General features: G+C 54.6%; 18 protein-coding genes. 6 read left to right on the forward strand and 12 right to left on the reverse strand.

What is annotated here, in order from left to right:
• Nucleotides 1-109 precede the first annotated feature (109 nt).
• The 5 genes from gltB (at nucleotide 110) to J4728_RS12405 (ending at nucleotide 9,950) form a co-directional block, all read left to right on the forward strand.
• Complete coding sequence (gene gltB, locus J4728_RS12385) at nucleotides 110-4,570, forward strand: glutamate synthase large subunit (protein ID WP_208211820.1); 4,461 nt, start codon at nucleotides 110-112, stop codon at nucleotides 4,568-4,570.
• Nucleotides 4,571-4,579: 9 nt separating this feature from the next.
• On the forward strand, nucleotides 4,580-5,998 hold the full coding sequence (gene gltD, locus J4728_RS12390) for a glutamate synthase subunit GltD (RefSeq protein WP_000081635.1): 1,419 nt from the start codon (nucleotides 4,580-4,582) through the stop codon (nucleotides 5,996-5,998).
• Between the two features lie 206 nt (nucleotides 5,999-6,204).
• Nucleotides 6,205-7,308, forward strand: a complete 1,104-nt coding sequence (locus tag J4728_RS12395) for a YhcG family protein (RefSeq protein ID WP_115285636.1) — start codon at nucleotides 6,205-6,207, stop codon at nucleotides 7,306-7,308.
• A gap of 115 nt (nucleotides 7,309-7,423) precedes the next feature.
• Nucleotides 7,424-8,683 (forward strand): cytosine permease, encoded by a 1,260-nt coding sequence (codB, locus tag J4728_RS12400; RefSeq protein WP_208211822.1) that lies wholly within the window; start codon nucleotides 7,424-7,426, stop codon nucleotides 8,681-8,683.
• Nucleotides 8,670-9,950, forward strand: a complete 1,281-nt coding sequence (locus J4728_RS12405; RefSeq protein WP_129396654.1) for a cytosine deaminase — start codon at nucleotides 8,670-8,672, stop codon at nucleotides 9,948-9,950. The genes codB and J4728_RS12405 overlap by 14 nt, the downstream gene beginning before the upstream one ends.
• Nucleotides 9,951-10,031: 81 nt before the next feature.
• On the opposite strand, the gene nanQ is transcribed toward J4728_RS12405, so the two are convergent.
• The 12 genes from nanQ to zapE form a co-directional block, all read right to left on the reverse strand.
• Nucleotides 10,032-10,499 carry an N-acetylneuraminate anomerase gene (gene nanQ, locus J4728_RS12410; protein WP_021000818.1) on the reverse strand — a complete coding sequence of 156 codons (468 nt, stop codon included), beginning with the start codon at nucleotides 10,497-10,499 and terminating at the stop codon, nucleotides 10,032-10,034.
• Nucleotides 10,496-11,371 (reverse strand): N-acetylmannosamine kinase, encoded by an 876-nt coding sequence (gene nanK / locus J4728_RS12415; RefSeq protein WP_021000819.1) that lies wholly within the window; start codon nucleotides 11,369-11,371, stop codon nucleotides 10,496-10,498. The genes nanQ and nanK overlap by 4 nt, the downstream gene beginning before the upstream one ends.
• On the reverse strand, nucleotides 11,368-12,057 hold the full coding sequence (locus tag J4728_RS12420; protein ID WP_000054439.1) for an N-acetylmannosamine-6-phosphate 2-epimerase: 690 nt from the start codon (nucleotides 12,055-12,057) through the stop codon (nucleotides 11,368-11,370). The genes nanK and J4728_RS12420 overlap by 4 nt, the downstream gene beginning before the upstream one ends.
• Nucleotides 12,058-12,103: 46 nt before the next feature.
• Nucleotides 12,104-13,594 (reverse strand): sialic acid transporter NanT, encoded by a 1,491-nt coding sequence (gene nanT / locus J4728_RS12425; RefSeq protein WP_000108071.1) that lies wholly within the window; start codon nucleotides 13,592-13,594, stop codon nucleotides 12,104-12,106.
• 115 nt (nucleotides 13,595-13,709) lie between these two features.
• Nucleotides 13,710-14,603: an N-acetylneuraminate lyase gene (gene nanA / locus J4728_RS12430; RefSeq protein WP_001029662.1), complete on the reverse strand. Its 894-nt coding sequence runs from the start codon at nucleotides 14,601-14,603 to the stop codon at nucleotides 13,710-13,712.
• Between the two features lie 134 nt (nucleotides 14,604-14,737).
• Entirely contained in the window at nucleotides 14,738-15,529 is a 792-nt protein-coding gene (gene nanR, locus J4728_RS12435) for a transcriptional regulator NanR (RefSeq protein WP_000382926.1), read from the reverse strand.
• A gap of 108 nt (nucleotides 15,530-15,637) precedes the next feature.
• Nucleotides 15,638-16,138, reverse strand: a complete 501-nt coding sequence (gene sspB / locus J4728_RS12440) for a ClpXP protease specificity-enhancing factor (protein ID WP_000366112.1) — start codon at nucleotides 16,136-16,138, stop codon at nucleotides 15,638-15,640.
• 5 nt (nucleotides 16,139-16,143) lie between these two features.
• Nucleotides 16,144-16,782: a stringent starvation protein SspA gene (gene sspA / locus J4728_RS12445; RefSeq protein WP_000257298.1), complete on the reverse strand. Its 639-nt coding sequence runs from the start codon at nucleotides 16,780-16,782 to the stop codon at nucleotides 16,144-16,146.
• A 262-nt stretch (nucleotides 16,783-17,044) separates the two neighbouring features.
• Nucleotides 17,045-17,797 carry a DUF695 domain-containing protein gene (locus J4728_RS12450; protein WP_000950539.1) on the reverse strand — a complete coding sequence of 251 codons (753 nt, stop codon included), beginning with the start codon at nucleotides 17,795-17,797 and terminating at the stop codon, nucleotides 17,045-17,047.
• Between the two features lie 199 nt (nucleotides 17,798-17,996).
• Nucleotides 17,997-18,389, reverse strand: a complete 393-nt coding sequence (gene rpsI / locus J4728_RS12455; protein WP_000829815.1) for a 30S ribosomal protein S9 — start codon at nucleotides 18,387-18,389, stop codon at nucleotides 17,997-17,999.
• Nucleotides 18,390-18,404: 15 nt separating this feature from the next.
• Complete coding sequence (gene rplM / locus J4728_RS12460) at nucleotides 18,405-18,833, reverse strand: 50S ribosomal protein L13 (protein ID WP_000847559.1); 429 nt, start codon at nucleotides 18,831-18,833, stop codon at nucleotides 18,405-18,407.
• 301 nt (nucleotides 18,834-19,134) lie between these two features.
• The gene (gene zapE, locus J4728_RS12465) at nucleotides 19,135-20,259 is read right to left on the reverse strand and encodes a cell division protein ZapE (RefSeq protein WP_001191222.1); all 1,125 of its coding nucleotides are present in this window, start codon (nucleotides 20,257-20,259) and stop codon (nucleotides 19,135-19,137) included.
• A gap of 192 nt (nucleotides 20,260-20,451) precedes the next feature.
• Here zapE and zapG point away from each other — a divergent pair, with 192 nt between their 5' ends.
• Complete coding sequence (zapG, locus tag J4728_RS12470; RefSeq protein ID WP_001519074.1) at nucleotides 20,452-20,850, forward strand: Z-ring associated protein ZapG; 399 nt, start codon at nucleotides 20,452-20,454, stop codon at nucleotides 20,848-20,850.
• The last annotated feature ends 45 nt before the right edge of the window (nucleotides 20,851-20,895 follow it).

The raw sequence follows: 20,895 nt of genomic DNA on the forward strand, positions 1-20,895 counted from the left end.
CGAATGCGAGGTAAGCGTATGATGCGCCAGCCCCGTCGCCATGCTCTTGCTGTGCCCGCGCGCCGTCGGTTGGGAGAGCGTCCCGTAGAGCCTGGGGAGGTTCACTGATATGTTGTACGATAAATCCCTTGAGAAGGATAACTGTGGTTTCGGCCTGATCGCCCACATAGAAGGCGAACCTAGCCACAAGGTAGTGCGTACCGCCATACACGCGCTGGCCCGGATGCAGCACCGTGGCGCGATCCTTGCCGACGGTAAAACCGGCGACGGTTGCGGCTTGCTGTTACAAAAACCTGACCGTTTCTTTCGCATCGTGGCCGAAGAGCGCGGCTGGCGCTTAGCCAAAAACTACGCCGTCGGGATGATCTTTTTGAATAAAGATCCTGAACTGGCCGCCGCGTCACGCCATATTGTCGAAGAAGAATTACAGCAGGAAACCCTGTCGATTGTCGGCTGGCGCGATGTGCCAACCAATGAAGGCGTGCTCGGTGAAATCGCCCTCTCCTCTCTGCCGCGTATTGAGCAGATTTTTGTCAACGCTCCGGCGGGCTGGCGTCCGCGCGATATGGAGCGCCGTCTGTTTATCGCCCGCCGACGCATTGAAAAACGCCTGCAGAACGACAAGGATTTCTACGTATGCAGCCTGTCGAACCTGGTCAACATTTATAAAGGTCTGTGTATGCCGGCGGATCTGCCGCGTTTCTACCTGGATCTTGCGGATCTGCGTCTGGAATCGGCCATCTGTCTGTTCCACCAGCGCTTTTCCACTAACACCGTGCCGCGTTGGCCGCTGGCGCAGCCGTTCCGCTACCTGGCGCATAACGGCGAGATTAACACTATCACCGGCAACCGCCAGTGGGCGCGCGCCCGTACCTATAAATTCCAGACGCCGCTGATCCCGGATTTACAGTCCGCTGCGCCGTTTGTTAACGAAACCGGTTCGGATTCCAGCTCGCTGGACAACATGCTGGAACTGCTGCTGGCAGGCGGGATGGACATCATCCGCGCCATGCGCCTGTTGGTGCCGCCCGCCTGGCAGAACAACCCCGATATGGACCAGGATCTGCGCGCCTTCTTTGACTTTAACTCCATGCATATGGAGCCGTGGGACGGTCCGGCAGGCATCGTGATGTCCGACGGGCGCTTCGCCGCCTGTAACCTTGACCGTAACGGCCTGCGCCCGGCACGCTACGTCATTACCAAAGATAAGCTGATCACCTGCGCCTCCGAAGTCGGTATCTGGGACTATCAGCCGGATGAAGTGGTCGAGAAAGGCCGCGTCGGCCCAGGCGAGCTGATGGTGATCGACACCCGCGGCGGACGTATTCTGCATTCCGCGGAAACCGATGACGATCTGAAAAGCCGCCATCCATATAAAGAGTGGATGGAGAAAAACGTCCGCCGCCTGGTGCCGTTTGAAGAGCTGCCTGATGAAGAAGTTGGTAGCCGCGAACTGGACGATGACCTGCTCGCCAGCTATCAGAAACAGTTTAACTACAGCGCCGAAGAGCTGGACTCGGTTATCCGCGTATTGGGCGAAAACGGCCAGGAAGCCGTCGGTTCAATGGGCGACGATACCCCCTTTGCCGTGCTCTCCAGCCAGCCGCGTATTATTTACGACTACTTCCGCCAGCAGTTCGCGCAGGTCACTAACCCGCCTATCGACCCGCTGCGTGAAGCGCACGTCATGTCGCTCGCCACCAGCATCGGTCGCGAAATGAACGTCTTCTGCGAAGCGGAAGGTCAGGCCCATCGCCTGAGTTTTAAATCGCCAATTCTGCTGTACTCCGATTTCAAACAGCTCACCACCATGAAAGAGGAGCATTATCGCGCTGACCGTCTGGATATCACCTTCGACGTGACCGAAACCACACTGAACGCGACGGTTAAGGCGCTGTGCGATAAAGCGGAACAGATGGTGCGCAACGGCACCGTGCTGCTGGTCCTCTCGGATCGCAATATCGGTAAGAATCGCCTGCCGGTCCCCGCGCCGATGGCGGTGGGCGCGGTGCAAACGCGTCTGGTAGAACAAAGCCTGCGCTGCGACGCCAACATCATCGTAGAAACCGGAAGCGCCCGCGATCCGCATCACTTTGCGGTACTGCTCGGCTTTGGCGCAACGGCTATCTATCCGTACCTGGCCTACGAAACGCTGGGGCGTCTGATTGATACCCAGGCCATCGCCAAAAACTACCGTACCGTGATGCAGAACTACCGTAACGGCATCAACAAGGGGCTGTACAAGATTATGTCCAAAATGGGCATTTCGACCATTGCCTCTTACCGCTGCTCCAAACTGTTTGAAGCGGTCGGACTGCACGATGATGTGGTAAACCTGTGCTTCCAGGGCGTGGTCAGCCGTATCGGCGGCGCGAGCTTTGATGACTTCCAGCAGGATCTGCTGAATCTCTCCAAACGCGCCTGGCTGGCGCGCAAACCCATTAGCCCTGGCGGCCTGCTGAAGTACGTCCACGGCGGCGAATATCACGCCTATAACCCGGATGTCGTGCGTACCCTGCAACAGGCGGTACAGAGCGGCGAGTACAGCGATTATCAGGAATACGCCAAACTGGTCAATGAGCGTCCGGCGGCAACGCTGCGCGATCTGCTGGCGATACATCCAGACGGCGAGGCGGTGACTATCGACGAGGTTGAGCCCGCCAGTGAGCTGTTTAAACGCTTTGATACCGCAGCCATGTCTATCGGCGCATTAAGTCCGGAAGCGCACGAAGCGCTGGCGGAAGCGATGAACAGCCTCGGCGGCAACTCCAACTCCGGCGAAGGCGGCGAAGACCCGGCGCGTTACGGCACCAACAAAGTGTCGCGCATCAAGCAGGTAGCCTCCGGTCGCTTTGGCGTCACCCCGGCGTACCTGGTCAATGCCGACGTCATTCAGATTAAAGTCGCTCAGGGCGCGAAACCGGGCGAAGGTGGTCAATTGCCGGGTGATAAAGTCACCCCATACATTGCCAAACTGCGTTATTCCGTACCGGGCGTGACGCTGATTTCTCCGCCGCCGCACCACGATATTTACTCTATCGAGGACTTAGCGCAGCTGATTTTCGACCTCAAACAGGTCAACCCGAAAGCGATGATCTCCGTGAAGCTGGTTTCCGAACCGGGCGTCGGCACCATCGCTACCGGCGTGGCAAAAGCCTATGCAGACCTCATCACCATCGCCGGCTACGACGGCGGCACAGGCGCCAGCCCGCTGTCTTCGGTGAAATACGCCGGCTGTCCGTGGGAGCTGGGTCTGGTCGAAACGCAGCAGGCGCTGGTCGCTAACGGCCTGCGTCACAAGATTCGTCTGCAGGTGGACGGCGGCCTGAAAACGGGCGTCGACATCATTAAAGCGGCGATCCTCGGCGCGGAAAGCTTCGGCTTCGGTACCGGGCCGATGGTCGCGCTGGGCTGTAAATACCTGCGTATTTGCCACCTGAACAACTGCGCAACCGGTGTTGCGACTCAGGATGAGAAACTGCGTAAGAACCACTATCACGGCCTGCCGTTCAAAGTAACCAACTACTTTGAATTTATCGCCCGTGAAGTCCGCGAGCTGATGGCTGAACTGGGCGTCACCCGCCTCGTTGACCTGATTGGCCGCACCGACCTGCTCAAAGAGCTGGATGGCTTCACCGCCAAGCAGCAGAAGCTGGAGCTGTCTCGTCTGCTGGAAACTGCGGAGCCGCATCCTGGCAAAGCGCTGTACTGCACCGAGAACAACCCACCGTTTGATAACGGCGTGTTGAACGCGCAGCTGTTGCAGCAGGCAAAACCGTTTGTTGATGAGCGCCAGAGCAAAACCTTCTGGTTTGATATCCGCAACACCGATCGTTCCGTCGGCGCGTCGCTTTCCGGCTATATCGCACAGACCCACGGCGATCAGGGGCTGGCTTCCGATCCGATTAAAGCGCACTTCAGCGGTACCGCAGGCCAGAGCTTTGGCGTGTGGAACGCGGGCGGCGTGGAGTTATATCTGACTGGCGATGCCAACGACTATGTCGGTAAAGGTATGGCAGGCGGTTTGATCGCCATCAGACCACCGGTAGGTTCCGCCTTCCTCAGTCATAAAGCCAGCATTATCGGCAACACCTGCCTGTATGGAGCCACCGGTGGCCGTCTGTACGCGGCGGGCCGCGCGGGCGAACGTTTCGGCGTGCGTAACTCCGGGGCGATTACCGTAGTAGAGGGCATCGGCGACAACGGCTGTGAATACATGACCGGCGGCATCGTCTGCGTGCTGGGTAAAACCGGCGTTAACTTCGGCGCGGGGATGACCGGCGGCTTCGCCTATGTGCTGGACGAAGATGGCGAATTCCGTAAACGCGTGAACCCGGAACTGGTAGAAGTACTGGACGTTGATTCGCTGGCTATCCACGAAGAGCATCTGCGCGGCCTGATCACCGAGCACGTGCAACATACTGGTTCGCAACGCGGCGAAGAGATCCTGTCCAGGTGGTCAAGCTTCTCAACCCAATTCGCGTTAGTTAAGCCCAAGTCCAGCGATGTCAAAGCCCTGTTGGGCCACCGTAGTCGTAGTGCGGCAGAATTGCGCGTGCAGGCGCAGTAAGGAATTGAAATGAGCCAGAATGTTTATCAATTTATCGACCTGCAGCGCGTTGATCCGCCGAAGAAACCGCTGAAGATCCGTAAGATCGAGTTTGTTGAAATCTACGAACCGTTTTCTGAAGGTCAGGCGAAAGCCCAGGCGGATCGCTGTTTGTCCTGCGGTAACCCCTACTGCGAGTGGAAATGTCCGGTACATAACTACATCCCGAACTGGCTGAAACTGGCTAACGAAGGGCGTATTTTTGAGGCGGCTGAGCTATCGCACCAGACCAACACCCTGCCGGAAGTGTGTGGCCGCGTCTGCCCGCAGGACCGCCTGTGCGAAGGCTCCTGTACGCTGCACGATGAGTTCGGCGCAGTGACCATCGGTAACATTGAGCGCTATATCAACGATAAAGCGTTTGAGATGGGCTGGCGCCCGGATATGACCGGCGTACGCCAGACGGACAAACGGGTAGCGATTATCGGCGCAGGTCCGGCAGGGCTGGCGTGCGCCGACGTGCTGACCCGCAACGGCGTGAAGGCGGTGGTTTTTGATCGCCATCCGGAAATCGGCGGCCTGCTGACCTTCGGTATTCCAGCTTTCAAACTGGAAAAAGAGGTGATGACCCGCCGTCGCGAGATCTTCACCGGCATGGGTATTGAGTTCAAACTTAATACCGAAGTGGGTCGTGATGTACAGCTTGAAGATCTGCTGAAAGATTACGATGCGGTATTCCTTGGCGTCGGCACCTATCAGTCGATGCGCGGCGGGCTGGAAAATGAAGATGCGGACGGGGTTTTCGACGCTTTGCCGTTCCTGATCGCCAATACGAAGCAGATCATGGGGTTTGGCGAAACCAGCGACGAACCATATGTCAGTATGGAAGGCAAGCGCGTGGTGGTGCTGGGCGGCGGCGATACCGCAATGGACTGCGTACGTACCTCCATTCGTCAGGGCGCAACGCACGTAACCTGTGCTTATCGTCGTGATGAAGAGAACATGCCGGGTTCCAGACGCGAAGTGAAGAACGCGCGCGAGGAAGGTGTCGAATTTCAGTTTAACGTTCAACCGCTGGGCATTGAAGTCAATGCCAACGGCAAAGTGAGCGGCGTAAAAATGGTGCGCACTGAAATGGGCGAACCGGATGCCAAAGGCCGTCGGCGGGCGGAGATCGTCGCCGGTTCCGAGCATGTGGTTCCGGCTGATGCGGTGGTGATGGCGTTTGGTTTTCGTCCACACAGCATGGAATGGCTGGCGAAACACAGCGTGGAACTGGACTCGCAGGGACGAATTATCGCGCCGGAACGCAGCGATAATGCTTTCCAGACCAGCAACCCGAAAATCTTCGCCGGTGGCGACATCGTGCGCGGTTCCGATCTGGTGGTGACGGCGATTGCGGAAGGCCGTAAAGCGGCTGACGGGATTATGAACTACCTCGAAGTATAACCCTTCCGGCTCCCCGCTTACTGCCTTGGCTGATGGCTGGGGAGCCGATATTCCTCTCCTCAATATCTCTCCTGCCGATTCTGGAAACCCGCTCGTAAATCGAGATGTAATGCCATGTAAAATCCGTTCATAGATTGATCCGTTTACGCCTGAAGCGTATTGATAGCGTTCTAATTTCACAATGAAACTATCACGTAAGGGATGACATGACGAATCCAACTTTAGCGCCACAGTCTGATGAATATCAGCAAATTCATAACGGAATTGTTCAACTGCTGGACACAGCGCGGACACAAACCGTTCGCAGCATCAACACCATCATGACAGCAACCTATTGGGAAATGGGTCGACGCATTGTTGAATTTGAACAAGGCGGTGAAGCCAGAGCTGCTTATGGTGAACAGCTAATTGATCGTTTATCACAGGATTTAAGCCAAAGATATAAACGAGGTTTTTCTGCCAGTAATCTATGGCAATTTAAAAAGTTTTATCTTTATTTTCAAAAAATTGAGATTCTCCAGACAGTGTCTGGAGAATCTCTCCATTTGGCGCAACTGGCTAAATCTTTCCCACTCCCCTGGTCGGCGTATGTCCGCCTCTTGTCGGTAAAAAATCCCGATGCCCGCACTTTTTACGAGAAAGAGACGCTACGTAACGGCTGGTCCGTACGGCAGCTCGACAGGCAAATCGCCACTCAATTTTACGAACGAACACTACTGTCCCACGACAAATCCGCCATGTTGCAGCAGCCTGCACCCGCCGAGCCAAACGTTTTGCCGGAGCAAGCCATACGCGACCCGTTCATTCTGGAATTTCTTAACCTGAAGGACGAGTATTCCGAATCAGATCTCGAAGACGCGCTGCTCAGCCACCTGATGGACTTTATGCTGGAGCTCGGTGACGATTTTGCTTTTGTTGGCCGCCAACGCCGACTACGCATAGACGATAGCTGGTTCCGCGTCGATCTGCTGTTCTTCCATCGTCGTTTGCGCTGCCTGTTGCTCGTTGACCTGAAAGTAGGCAAATTCAGCTATAGCGATGCCGGGCAGATGAATATGTACCTGAACTATGCCAAAGAGCACTGGACAATGCCCGGAGAAAACCCGCCAGTCGGCCTGGTTTTGTGCGCAGGGAAAGGCGCGGGGGAAGCGCATTACGCGCTGACTGGCCTGCCAAACACCATCATGGCGAGCGAGTACAAAGTGCAGTTGCCCGACGAAAAATTACTCACAGACGAACTTATTCGTTCGCAAACCATGCTGGAAACTCAACTCACACGCGGTGGTTCACTGACAACGGAGAAAAACTAGCGAACCATTAATGTCATGAATAATTATCAAAAAAATATCACACGAAAACGTTTGCTTTATTCTGAGAACTGTATATTATGCGGCGGATTTTTTGGGCAAAATTCATGGAGGCGTTGTGTCGCAGGACAACAATTATAGCCAGGGCCCCGTCCCTCTGGCGGCGCGGAAGGGTGTGATTCCACTGACGTTTGTCATGTTGGGTTTAACGTTTTTTTCCGCCAGTATGTGGACCGGAGGGACACTCGGCACCGGTCTTACCTATCACGATTTCTTCCTCGCAGTTCTCTTCGGTAATCTCCTCCTCGGTATCTACACTGCATTTCTTGGCTACATCGGCGCAAAAACCGGACTCTCCACCCACCTCCTTGCACGTTACTCCTTTGGCGTTAAAGGATCATGGCTTCCCTCGCTGCTGCTAGGCGGCACACAGGTAGGCTGGTTTGGCGTTGGCGTTGGCGTAGCGATGTTCGCTATTCCGGTCAGTAAAGCGACGGGCATTGATGCCAATATTCTGATTGCCGTTTCGGGTCTACTGATGACCCTGACCATTTTTTTCGGCATCTCGGCGTTGACCATTTTGTCTATCATTGCCGTACCCGCGATCGTTATTCTGGGCAGCTACTCCGTCTGGCTGGCGGTCAGCGGCGTGGGTGGGCTGGAGCATTTAAAAACGATAGCGCCGCAGACGCCGCTGGATTTTTCCAGCGCGCTGGCGCTGGTGGTGGGCTCGTTTGTCAGCGCCGGTACATTGACCGCCGACTTCGTCCGCTTCGGGCGTCATGCCAAAAGCGCCGTACTGATTGCGATGGTCGCTTTTTTCCTCGGCAACTCGCTGATGTTTATCTTTGGCGCGGCAGGCGCTGCCGCCGTCGGTCAGGCGGATATCTCTGACGTGATGATAGCGCAGGGGCTGCTGCTGCCCGCGATTGTGGTGCTTGGCCTGAATATCTGGACCACCAACGATAACGCGCTGTACGCATCGGGTCTGGGCTTCGCCAATATTACCGGTCTTTCCAGCCGTACGCTGTCGGTGGTGAACGGGATTATCGGTACCGTGTGCGCGCTGTGGCTTTACAATAATTTTGTCGGCTGGCTGACGTTCCTGTCATCTGCCATCCCACCGATTGGCGGAGTGATTATTGCCGACTATCTGTTGAACCGTCGCCGCTATGCCGACTTCAACACCGTGCGCTTTATTCCCGTTAACTGGATTGCTATTCTTTCCGTCGCGCTGGGCATCGCCGCCGGACATTATGTTCCTGGTATTGTGCCCGTCAACGCCGTACTCGGCGGCGTCTTCAGCTATATCCTGCTGAATCCACTTTTCAACCGCAGCCTTGCTAAATCACCAGAGGTCAGCCATGCAGAACAATAACATCACTATTCGTCAGACGCGTCTGCAGGGACACGAAGGATTATGGCAGATTACGATTGAAAACGGGCGCTTTAGCCGGATTGAGCCTCAGGAAGCCGCATCGTTACCGCAGGGCGAAGTGCTTGATGCCGAAGGCGGTCTGTCTATTCCACCGTTTGTTGAGCCACATATCCACCTGGATACCACGCAAACGGCGGGTGAACCGAGCTGGAACCAGTCCGGCACACTGTTTGAAGGGATTGAGCGCTGGGCAGAACGTAAAGCAATGCTCACGCATGAAGATGTGAAATCGCGCGCGATGCAGACCCTGAAATGGCAGATGGCTAACGGCATCCAGTACGTTCGTACTCACGTTGACGTTTCAGATCCTACGCTCACCGCGCTGAAAGCCATGCTGGAAGTGAAGCAAGAGGTTGCGCCGTGGGTAGACCTGCAAATCGTCGCCTTTCCGCAAGAAGGTATTCTGTCTTATCCCAACGGTGAAGCGCTGTTAGAGGAAGCCGTGCGTTTGGGCGCTGACGTTATTGGCGCCATTCCGCACTTTGAGTTCACGCGGGAATATGGCGTTGAATCGCTGCACAAAATCTTCGCCCTGGCGCAGAAATACGATCGCTTGATCGATGTGCATTGCGACGAAATTGATGACGAGCAGTCTCGCTTTGTCGAAACGGTCGCGGCGCTGGCGCATCGTGATGGCATGGGGGCGCGCGTGACCGCCAGCCACACCACGGCTATGCACTCGTACAACGGCGCGTATGCGTCACGCCTGTTCCGCCTGTTGAAAATGTCGGGGATTAACTTCGTCGCCAACCCGCTGGTGAATATTCATCTGCAAGGGCGGTTTGACACTTACCCGAAACGTCGTGGCGTCACGCGAGTGAAAGAGATGCTGGAAGCGGGGATCAACGTCTGCTTTGGCCATGATGACGTCTTCGACCCGTGGTATCCATTAGGCACAGCAAATATGCTGCAGGTGTTGCATATGGGGTTACACGTTTGCCAGTTGATGGGGTATGGGCAAATCAACGACGGGTTAAATCTGATCACTACCCACAGCGCAAAAACCCTGCATTTACAGGACTACGGTCTGAGCGTCGGCAATGCCGCGAATCTGGTTATCTTACCCGCTGAGAATGGATTCGATGCGGTACGTCGCCAGACGCCTGCCCGTTACTCGATTCGCCACGGGCGGGTGATTGCCGAGACGGTGCCGAGCCAGACGACGCTGCACCTGACCCAGCCGGAAGCCGTGACGTTTAAGCGTTAACCCGTCATACCCGCGCTCTCCGGCACATTCACCACGCAGCCCGTAAGGGGCTGCGTTCGGAAGACTGCTCCGGCAAGAGATTCAGGCCGCCAGCAGACTGGCGCGTACTTTCACTACCACTTTCTTGATGTCATCCGGCTCACCCACTGCACATCCCGGTTTATGCGGTTCTCCTGGCATAAACACAGCAAACATCCCCGCTTGCAGCGTAATAGTCTGCTCGTCGGCAATTTGATTACAAAGCTGGTAATCCTCTTCAACGTGCATCTCCTCGCACTGGCGAGCGGCACCGGACATCCCAAACGCAATACGCTCGACGCCGGTTAGTAGTAGCTGAATATCAATGTATTGTTCATGCAATTCCGCTTTCTTCTCGGCCGGCATTTGCGTCGTTAACTGCATTACATTCATAAAGACATTGTCGCCCTGCAATTCATAGCGCCCCGGCGCTTTCTCCTGCGGCCTTGCCGCCAGCGCGAGAGTCAAGGCATCCAACAATCGCGGATGCAACCCGCAAGAAGGCAACGACTGTACTTCCCCCATCATCATAATGTGTCTCCTTGAGCTAACAACGCAGCGCCTAATAATCCTGCGTCATGCCGATAGCGAGCGGCGCTCAGCGCCACGTGATAAGGCGCAGGCTCTTGCATCAAAAACGCGCGAACCTGCTCCAGGTATCCCTCAGCTAACCCTACGCTGCCGCCAATGACCACACACTGGCAGTCGGTAGTCGCTTTCACATCGGCGATCATTCGCGCTATTACCTGCGCGGATTGGCTTACCAGATGTCGCGCCTGCTGATGACCTTCGCCAGCGCGAATAAATAGGGTTTTGGCGTCGCATCCCGCCAGATCGTCCCGCGCCGCCGCGGCCATCCCTCGTCCGGAGGCGATGGCCTCTACGCAGCCAACGCGTCCACAGCCGCATACGGGCCCGTGTGGGTCCGCCAGGGTGTGTCCCAGGTGCCCGGCCAGACCGCCTTTTCCGGTAAGGAGCTTGCCGTCGCAGACAACGCCGCCGCCAACGCCGGTTGAAACGGTGATAAATACCATATCGCGGATATCATCAGGGAGCGCGTGATACTCCGCCCAGGCCGCCGCCTGCGCGTCGTTCACCGCCAGCGTCGGCAGGCCAGCGATCGCTTCCAGTGTTTGTACTAACGGAAAGTGTAGCAAGCCGCCCAGATTATGGGGGTTTAGCGCCAGCAGCATCCCTTCCTGAATGATCCCGGTAGAAGCTATCGCTACCTGACGCGCCTCTGCTCGTAGTGGTTCAACCAGCGCCTTTAATGCTTCACGTAACGCATCCGGCGTTTTGCTCGCGGGGGTCGGTAGCTCGCGACGCTGGCTAATGCGCAAGTTTTTGTCGATGAGCGCGGCGGCAAGTTTAGTCCCGCCAATATCAATTGCTAACGTAGTCATGACGCCGCCTTTTTTAATGCGTCGTTATACCATCCACAGATATGTTCCAGACGGGTAATGGCGGACCCCACCGTCACCGCCCATGCGCCATAGCGGATCGCCTCCGCTGCCAGTGCTGGCGAGTTATAGCGCCCTTCGGCTATTACCCGGCATCCGGCGTCATGCAACGCTTTGACTAAGGGCAGATCGGGTTCCTCCGGCGTATCGGGGGTGGTGTAGCCGGACATTGTCGTGCCGATAATGTCCGCGCCCAACCGTTGACAGGCGAGACCATCGTCCACGGATGAGCAGTCGGCCATCGCCAGTAGATGGTGGTGATGAATGCGCGCCAACAACGCCTCAACGGCTACCGGCCGTTGCCGAGCGGTTCCATCAACGGCGATAATAGCTGCTCCGGCCTGTGCCAGCGCATCTACATCGTCGAGAAAAGGGGTAATGCGCACTGGAGAGTCGTCCAGATCGCGTTTGATAATGCCGATAATGGGTACCGAAACGAGCGAGCGGGTCATACGCAGGTTGTCTATGCCTTCAATACGCACCGCAACCGCGCCCGCCTGTTCCGCTGCCAACGCCATTGCCGCTACAATCTCCGGCTTATCCAGCGGACTGCCCGGAACGGGCTGGCAGGAGACAATCAGGCCGCCAGAAGCGGCAATATTTTTATCCAGTTGTTCAAGTAACGACATACTACTCCCTTACAAATATTGCCCGGTTGAAAACCGGGCAAGCGGATTAACTTTTCGTTTTTACAAAGGCACCTTTACCACTGCCAAGCGGTACGGCTCCGCTGAACGGTTTGTCGTCAATAGCATCGTGGGTGCGTAACGCTTCCGGACGTAGCCAACGCTGTACGCGAGACGGCATATCAAGCCCAATAAGCAGGATCACGACAAACGTCAGGCTGAAAGAGAGCGATGCCAGCGCAGTGCCCAAATCCAGACGTTGAGCGATCAGCGCTCCCAGGATCGGCGCCAGCGCGCCGCCGAGCGCGCCGACGTTATAAGTAAAGCCCAGCCCCGCCGCGCGCTGATCGGTATCGAAGTAACCGCCGATCAGTTTCGGTAGAATCCCGGCAATCCCCTGCCCCAACATCTGTTGGAAAAACAGTAGCAGACCCAGAACCCAGACGTTTGTGCCGCCAATCGCAAAGACCGGAATAATGAGGATTTGCGAGGCCAGCAGGCTACAGACATATGCTTTACGCGTTCCCAGCCAGTCGCCAAGAAAACCGCCTACGCAGCAACCAACCGCCGCGCCAAATCCGCTAAAGAACAGGACATTCGCCACCGTATGCGGATCGTAGGCCAGCTCGGTTTTCAGATAAGTGGGTAATAGCGCCTGAATCGGCCAGGAATAGAGGAAAGCAAACAGTACCACCAGCATCAGCATGACGCCAGTGGGCCAGCGTTTACCGCTGCTCTGCACCATAAAGCTGATAAAGATAACCGCGCACAGTAGTCCCAGCCCCGCCACAATCGCAGCATTTTGTAGGTTACCGGCAAAACAGAACCACAGCGCAGCGGCGGCGGCGAAAGTCATTAAAATGTTGATGATGCGATGTTCGCCCCGATAAAGAATGTCGACCATCGTACGTACCGGCGCTTTACCCGCGTGTTTCTCTTTCCAGTCTTCCGCTTCCGGAATGTTTTTCCGCAGCCAGAGGGCGAAGATAATTGGCAAAATGCCAATGAAAAACAGCGCGCGCCAGCCCCAGACAGGCACCACCAGGCTGTACACCTGCGCGGCAACGACCGCGCCGACGGAGAAGCCGGAAATCAGAAAACCGCTGGCTTTATTGCGTAAATGTTTTGGCCAGCTTTCGATTACATAGGTCGCGCTGGAACCATATTCGCCCGCCATGCCCATACCAATCACCAGTCGGGCGATGAACATGGTGGTGTAACCGGGCGCAAACCCGCAGGCCAGGGTTCCCACCGAAAACAGGATGATGCTGCTGACCATCGCCAGACGACGCCCATAGCGATCGCCCATCGCGCCCAGTAATAACCCGCCGAACCAGCGAGAGATAAAAGCCGCAGAAATCAGGCTTGCCGCCTGTACCGTCGTCAGCCCAAATTCGCTTTGTACCTCAGTCAGTACAAGAGCAATCAACACAAAATCAAAACCATCAAGCAGATATCCCAGCCAGGCAGCGGAAAATGCCCGCCATTGCGCCCGGTTGAGATGGCGATACCACGGGATGTTCTGGGTAGAAGTACTCATTTTACTCTCCCGACGATTTTTGTTGTCGTTATGCCGAATGGCGGCTCCGCCTTATCCGGCCTACCGCTCACACTGTTGTAGGCCGGGCAAGCGTAGCGCCCCCGGCATTATGCTGTTACGCCTTTTCTTCCATCAGTTGTTGAGCCAGCGCCTTGAGCGCCGGCAGGTATTTTTCATCAACAGGCGCGAACGGTTTACGACACAGCGGCACCGATACCACGTCCATATAATGCAGGACCGTTTTCAGGCCGCGGAATACGCCGGTTTTAATCAGTAAATCAATAACCTTATTGCACTCGGTTTGCAGACGCTGCGCTTTCGCCACATCGCCCTCACGCAATGCCTGAACAATCCCCTGATAACGCCAGCCCATAATGTTGTATGTGCTGCCGATACCGCCGTCCGCGCCCGCCAGCAGGCCGGAAGCGAAGATTTCGTCATAACCGTTGTACAGCACCAGATCCGGATGCGCGCGGCGGATCTGCTCCATCTGGAAGAGATCGCCGGAGGTTTGCTTCAGCGCGTTCACGCCCGGTAATGTCACCAGCGTATTGATCTGATCGAGGGTAAGTTTTACGCCGCTTAACGCCGGAATGTTGTATACCACCATCGGCAATCCATCTGCGGAATCAATGATTGCCCGATAATGGTCACAGTGCTCTTCAAAACTGAAAGGGTAATAAAAAGGCGTCACCGCAGAGACCGCATCAAAACCGTAACGCTTTGCGGCGCTGGCAAGCTGCTGGCTTTCTGCGGTGCTTACCGTCCCGACATGGGCGATCAGCGTGATTTTTCCCTTCGCCTCTTCGGCGACAATCTCCAGTACCTGCTCTCTTTCAGCAAGGCTCTGTACGAATGCTTCCCCGGTGGAACCGCCAACGTACAGCCCGTCGATACCCTGCCCGATGTTAAAACGCACCAGACGGCGCAGGCTTTCGCTATCCAGTTGCTGCTGATGATCAAATGGGGTCAACAACGCCGCCATTACGCCTTGCAATGCTTTTGCCATACCTACCTCTACGGATGATGAATATATTAACTACCTACCTTTATACCTGTTATACCAGATCAAATAAGCAGCAAATAATACAGAACGCTTATAGTGCGATCTGCTTCACTAAACCGGGATCGGAGGTGCGATCGCTACCGCATTTTTTGACTTTTTTTACCGAGCGCGTGCCAGGTAGCGGAAACGCTATTGAGGTGGGTTTGCAGAGCGCGATCCGCTTTATCGGGATCTCGCTGGCGAATGGCATCAACAATCACAATATGCTGTTGATAACTCACGTTATTATGTTCATGCAGCTCACGATCGGGAACGCTTGGGCGAGCGGCGATTAGCCAGTCCAGCAGAGCAACATGAATAGCCATAAAGATCGGATTGCCGGGAATTTCAGCCAGCACCCGGTGAAACTCGACATCCGAACGAATAAACAGCGCGTTGTCATCCAGCGACTGGCTATTAATTTCCAGCGCTTTCGTTAACAACGCGATCTGCTCGTCGGTGGCATGTTCCGCCGCATAGCGTACCAGGCTGGATTCAAAGAAAAGCCGTAGCTGTTCAAAGTGAGCGATGCCGCCAGGATGAGTAAGAAAATCTTTCGCCATACCCGACAGTTCACTGATGATGGTATCAGCAGAGGGGCGCGAGACGCGGGCGCGTTCGCCGTTATTGATTTGCACCAGACCTTTACGCTTCAGCGCAGCTAACGCTTCACGCACGGAGGGACGTCCTACATTGAAGAAGGCCATTAATTCACGTTCAGACGGTAGCTGTTCTCCCTCGCCAAACTCATGACGGCGGATCATCTGCTCCAGCTCTTCCTCAACCATTTCAGACAGTTTTTTACGCGCCAGCGGGCGGCGGCGCAAACTACGCCCGAGGGATGTCGGAGAATCTTCTGCTTGCGAATCAAATGCGTTCATAACGTCCATTCATGAGTGGTCGGTGGCAAATAATAGCAAGCTTATCGTAACACAGCTTTAAAAGCAGGGTGAACCCGAGAGGAGACCAAACAAAACAGGCCCTTCAGGGCCTGTTGATTATTTTACTACACGCAGCGCCGGACGTCCGCCACGCGGCGGAGGCGGCTCGTCATCAGGACTACTGTCGTCATCGTGGTCGGGCTTATCACCATCAATGACGGACATCACGGTCTCGCTTTCCGCGCCTGCGGTATTGTCATCATCATTTAAGCTGACAACGTCTTCATCATAGGCGGCTTCAGGCTCAAACATGGTGCCTGCGCCATTTTCACGGGCGTAAATCGCCAGCACCGCAGCCAAAGGCACAGAAACCTGACGGGGAACGCCGCCGAAGCGCGCATTAAAACGCACTTCATCATTAGACAGCTCCAGATTACCTACCGCTCGCGGCGCAATATTGAGGACGATTTGCCCATCGCGCGCATATTCCATAGGGACATGCACGCCAGGCAGCATCACATCCACCACCAGATGCGGGGTCAACTGGTTATCCAGCAACCACTCGTAGAAAGCACGCAACAGATAAGGACGACGCGGCGTCAACTGTGACAAATCCATACAGGTTAACCCCGACCGAGGCGCATTTCACGTTCAGCTTCGGTTAAAGAAGCCAGGAAAGAATCACGTTCAAAGACGCGGGTCATATAGCCTTTCAGCTCTTTCGCCCCTGCGCCGCTGAATTCAATACCCAACTGCGGTAAACGCCACAAGAGAGGCGCCAGGTAGCAATCAACCAGGCTGAATTCGTCGCTCAGGAAATACGGTTTCTGACCAAATACCGGCGCAATCGCCAGCAGCTCTTCACGCAGTTGTTTACGCGCAGAGTCGGCCTCGGAAGCAGACCCGTTTACGATGACGTTCATCAGCGTATACCAGTCTTTTTCAATACGGTGCATGTACAGACGGCTTTCACCGCGCGCGACCGGATAAACCGGCATCAGCGGCGGATGAGGGAAACGCTCATCCAGATATTCCATAATGATGCGAGATTCCCACAGGGTCAGCTCACGATCCACCAGTGTCGGAACGCTTTGATTCGGGTTGAGGTCAATCAGATCCTGAGGTGGATTGTCCTTTTCCACATGTTCGATCTCAAAACTAACACCCTTTTCAGCCAACACAATGCGGACCTGATGGCTATAGATGTCAGTAGGACCAGAAAACAGCGTCATTACCGAACGTTTGTTGGCAGCGACAGCCATGAAAACCTCCAGGTATATTCAGAATTTTTACTGCTACCAGCCACAATGTGACCAGCCAGATGTTATGTCACCCAGGGCGAAAAAAGCCATCATTGCTCAGAAACGAGACAAAAAATGAACATTCCCCGCTATTTGGGCAGAAAATTGGATGATAGTTTACCAGATTTTGTGACCTTTGTGGTGAGTCGATTCTGGAAATGAGGAAAAAGAGATATTCCTGGTCTGAAATGCTCGCCCCACCTGAGATATTGTCTTTCGCCTGTTATGCCTGTACTACCGGTGCGCCCCAGCCATCAAAACTGCCGCCATGTTTTTCAGCCAGATCGGTAAGCTGGCAAGTGATTTCTGTCATATGCCATTGTTGCGGAGCATCGGTGCTGATAAAAGACGCCATAAACCCCTGTTGCGGGTCATTCATTCGAATACTGACCAGCGTTATGCCATACGGTAATGCAGCAATATCTTGCGCCAGGTCGCGCGCTGCGACCTCTGTAGGCAATGTCGCATAATAATCAATAGCGCGCGGAAGCGTCAGATCATCACCTTGTTCCTGTAATCCCCGGCACACACGGGAATCGTGTATCCAGTTCCAGTCGTATCGGGTTGGATACAAGAACTGGCGGTAAAAGTTTCCTTTATCATTGTGACTCTCTCTATAACTAAAAGAGATTTCCGGGCCACCAGCGAGCAATTTATCCAGCGTCTTTTCCCAGTTAAGATCCTCTTCCGACATGAACACAAAATCGCGCCAGCCTTGTTGGGTAACCACACCCACCAGCCAGATCGGAAACGTCTTCCCCTTTTCATCAAGCCAGTCCTCTATACGATTTAAACGCTGTGTTTCATCGGGCTGCGGTAAACCATTTTCATAACAGTTGGTGTAATGAACACGTAAGAACCCGGTATGGATAAGGCGATCAAATTTTTCATCCTGAATGGCGCCGATATCCACACGTATCCCCGTAACATGGTCATCCACCGTTGTTATAAAGAATTCCCATTTATTCGACAGCATTAACGACTCTTTCTTAGTAAACAATGAGTTAAAAAATCCCACTGCGACTTCCTTTTCTCTGAGCGTGCATGAAAGATGAATAAGATGAGAATAATGCTAAAGATAGGGAGGAAAAGAGACTGGATTCGGACTTTAGCCATAAAAAAACCCGCCGAAGCGGGTTTTTTCGCTAACAGTTGTCTGCCGAAGCAGAACCCCATTAACGTTTGGAGAACTGCGGACGACGACGTGCTTTACGCAGGCCGACTTTCTTACGTTCAACCTGACGAGCGTCACGAGTAACGAAGCCAGCTTTACGCAGTTCGCCACGCAGGGACTCGTCGTACTCCATCAGAGCGCGGGTGATACCGTGACGGATCGCACCAGCCTGACCAGAGATACCACCACCTTTAACAGTGATGTACAGATCCAGTTTCTCAACCATGTCGACCAGTTCCAGCGGCTGACGAACTACCATGCGGGCAGTTTCACGACCGAAGTACTGTTCCAGAGAACGTTGGTTGATAACGATTTTACCGTTGCCCGGTTTGATGAAAACGCGAGCTGCGGAACTTTTGCGGCGACCAGTGCCGTAGTATTGATTTTCAGCCATTGCCTATAATCCCGATTAGATGTCAAGAACTTGCGGTTGCTGTGCCGCGTGGTTGTGCTCGTTGCCCGCGTAAACTTTCAGTTTACGGAACATAGCACGACCCAGCGGGCCTTTTGGCAGCATGCCTTTAACCGCGATTTCAATCACACGCTCAGGACGGCGGGCAATCATCTCTTCAAAGGTCGCTTGTTTGATACCACCGATGTGGCCGGTGTGGTGATAGTACACTTTGTCAGTACGCTTGTTGCCGGTTACAGCAACTTTGTCAGCGTTCAGAACGATGATGTAATCACCAGTATCTACGTGCGGAGTGTATTCCGCTTTGTGCTTACCGCGCAGGCGACGAGCCAGTTCAGTAGCCAGACGGCCCAGAGTTTTACCGGTCGCGTCAACAACATACCAGTCGCGTTTTACGGTTTCTGGTTTAGCTGTAAAAGTTTTCATTAAAAGCTTACCCAAATAAATAAGTTACACGTTGGTGAACACCCAAACGTTTTAAATAGTTGAGGTTCACACGACAAAGTCCGGTAAACCTACCCCCTCGGATATGTTTGGCCGGCACAGAGAAAGTTTGGGAAAAAACTCTCTTGTAACGTGGGGTCGCAGGATTATAGAGAAGTCCAGGTCAAAGATCGACCCCTTTTTGCGATTTGCCGCGGGTTTTGTTCAGGCCTGGTTCACCCTCGGTCGGGGAGGTTGCACAGATATAATACCGCATAATGCCGGGGCGCTGCGCTTGTCCGGCTTACGGCATATGCTCCCGCTTGAGGTACTCCGCACTCTGCATCTCTTGCAGGCGTGACAGACAGCGCTGAAATTCAAACTTGAGCCGTTCCCCCTGATAAATTTCATATAACGGTGCGGCGGCGCTGACCACCAGCTTAACGTGGCGCTCGTAAAACTCATCCACCAGCGCAATAAAGCGGCGCGCTTCGTTCTCCATCAGCGGCGTCATGACCGGCACGTCAAACAGCAGAACCGTGTGAAATAACCTTGAGAGCGCAATGTAATCATGCTGGCTGCGGGCCTCGACGCACAGCGTAGCGAAAGAGACCGCTAGCGTTTGGTTTTCAACGCCCAGGGTGGATAAAGAGCGATGATTGATTTCCAGCGTCGGAGCGTGCTCGCGCGCGGCCCCCGCTAACGCCAGCCACAGTTTATCCATTTGCCGCCGGGTTTCATCATTAAGCGGCGTTAGCCATAAATGGGCCTGCGTCAGCGTCCGCAGCCGGTAATCGACGCCGGCGTCCACATTCATAATGTCGCAGTGCTGTTTAATGGCATCGATAGCCGGCAGGAAGCGGGCGCGTTGCAAACCGTTGCGGTAGAGTTCATCCGGCGGAATATTGGAGGTCGCGACCAGCGTAATGCCGCGTGCAAACAGCGCTTTCATTAAACCGCCCAGCAGCATGGCGTCGGTAATATCGGTGACGAAAAACTCATCGAAACACAGTACGTCCGTCTCGGTTTTAAACCGATCGGCAATAATGTCTAACGGATCGATCTGTCCCTGTAGCGCGGTAAGTTCTTCATGCACGCGCAGCATAAACCGATGAAAATGCAGGCGTAATTTTCGCTCACCCGGCAGGCTGTGGTAGAAGAGATCCATGAGCCAGGTTTTGCCGCGACCCACGCCCCCCCACATATACAGCCCGCGAACCGGTATTTGCGCGTCCGGTTCGTTTTTGCCTAATAATTTCCCCAGTCGCGCTATCAGTCCGCCGGGTGGCGTAGCCGACGATTTTTTCGCGGTGAGCGCCTGATAAAGGGTTTCCAGACGGTCGACCGCCTCTTTCTGTACGTCGTCAGGCTGATGGGTGCCTTCGTTGAGTGCCTGGAGATAACGCGATGTAGGGGAAAGGCTTTGCATAATGTTATTGTTATTCCTTGAAAATCGATGTGCCGTCGTTCACGGCTGACGAAAAAAAGGCCGTTCTACACTACGCGATATGCTGTCGGGATTCCACTTCTACGGAATTAGCGGTTATAGTGGCATAATCAGGCGCGGGCATGGAGCCTGGAGCCAACACCCTACGGAAACATAAGACAACGGGAGATGTTCATGACCTGGGAATATGCGCTAATTGGATTAGTCGTCGGTATCATCATTGGTGCCGTGGCCATGCGTTTTGGTAATCGTAAGTTACGTCAACAGCAGGCATTGCAGTACGAACTGGAAAAAAACAAAGCTGAGCTGGAAGAGTACCGTGAAGAGCTGGTTAGCCACTTTGCCCGCAGCGCGGAACTGCTGGATACCATGGCGCATGATTACCGCCAGCTGTATCAGCATATGGCGAAAAGCTCCAGCAGCCTGCTGCCGGAAATGTCTGCGGAGTCGAATCCGTTCCGTAACCGTCTGGCGGAGTCTGAGGCGAGCAACGATCAGGCGCCAGTACAAATGCCACGTGATTATTCTGAAGGCGCGTCTGGCCTGTTACGTAGCGGCGCAAAGCGCGATTAATCGCACGCCGTTAAGAAATTTATCGGGCGCATCGCTTGCGCCCTC

The organism is Salmonella sp. 32070601201500089SM (genome assembly GCF_017573605.1).
GTDB classification, from domain to species: Bacteria; Pseudomonadota; Gammaproteobacteria; order Enterobacterales; family Enterobacteriaceae; genus Salmonella; species Salmonella enterica.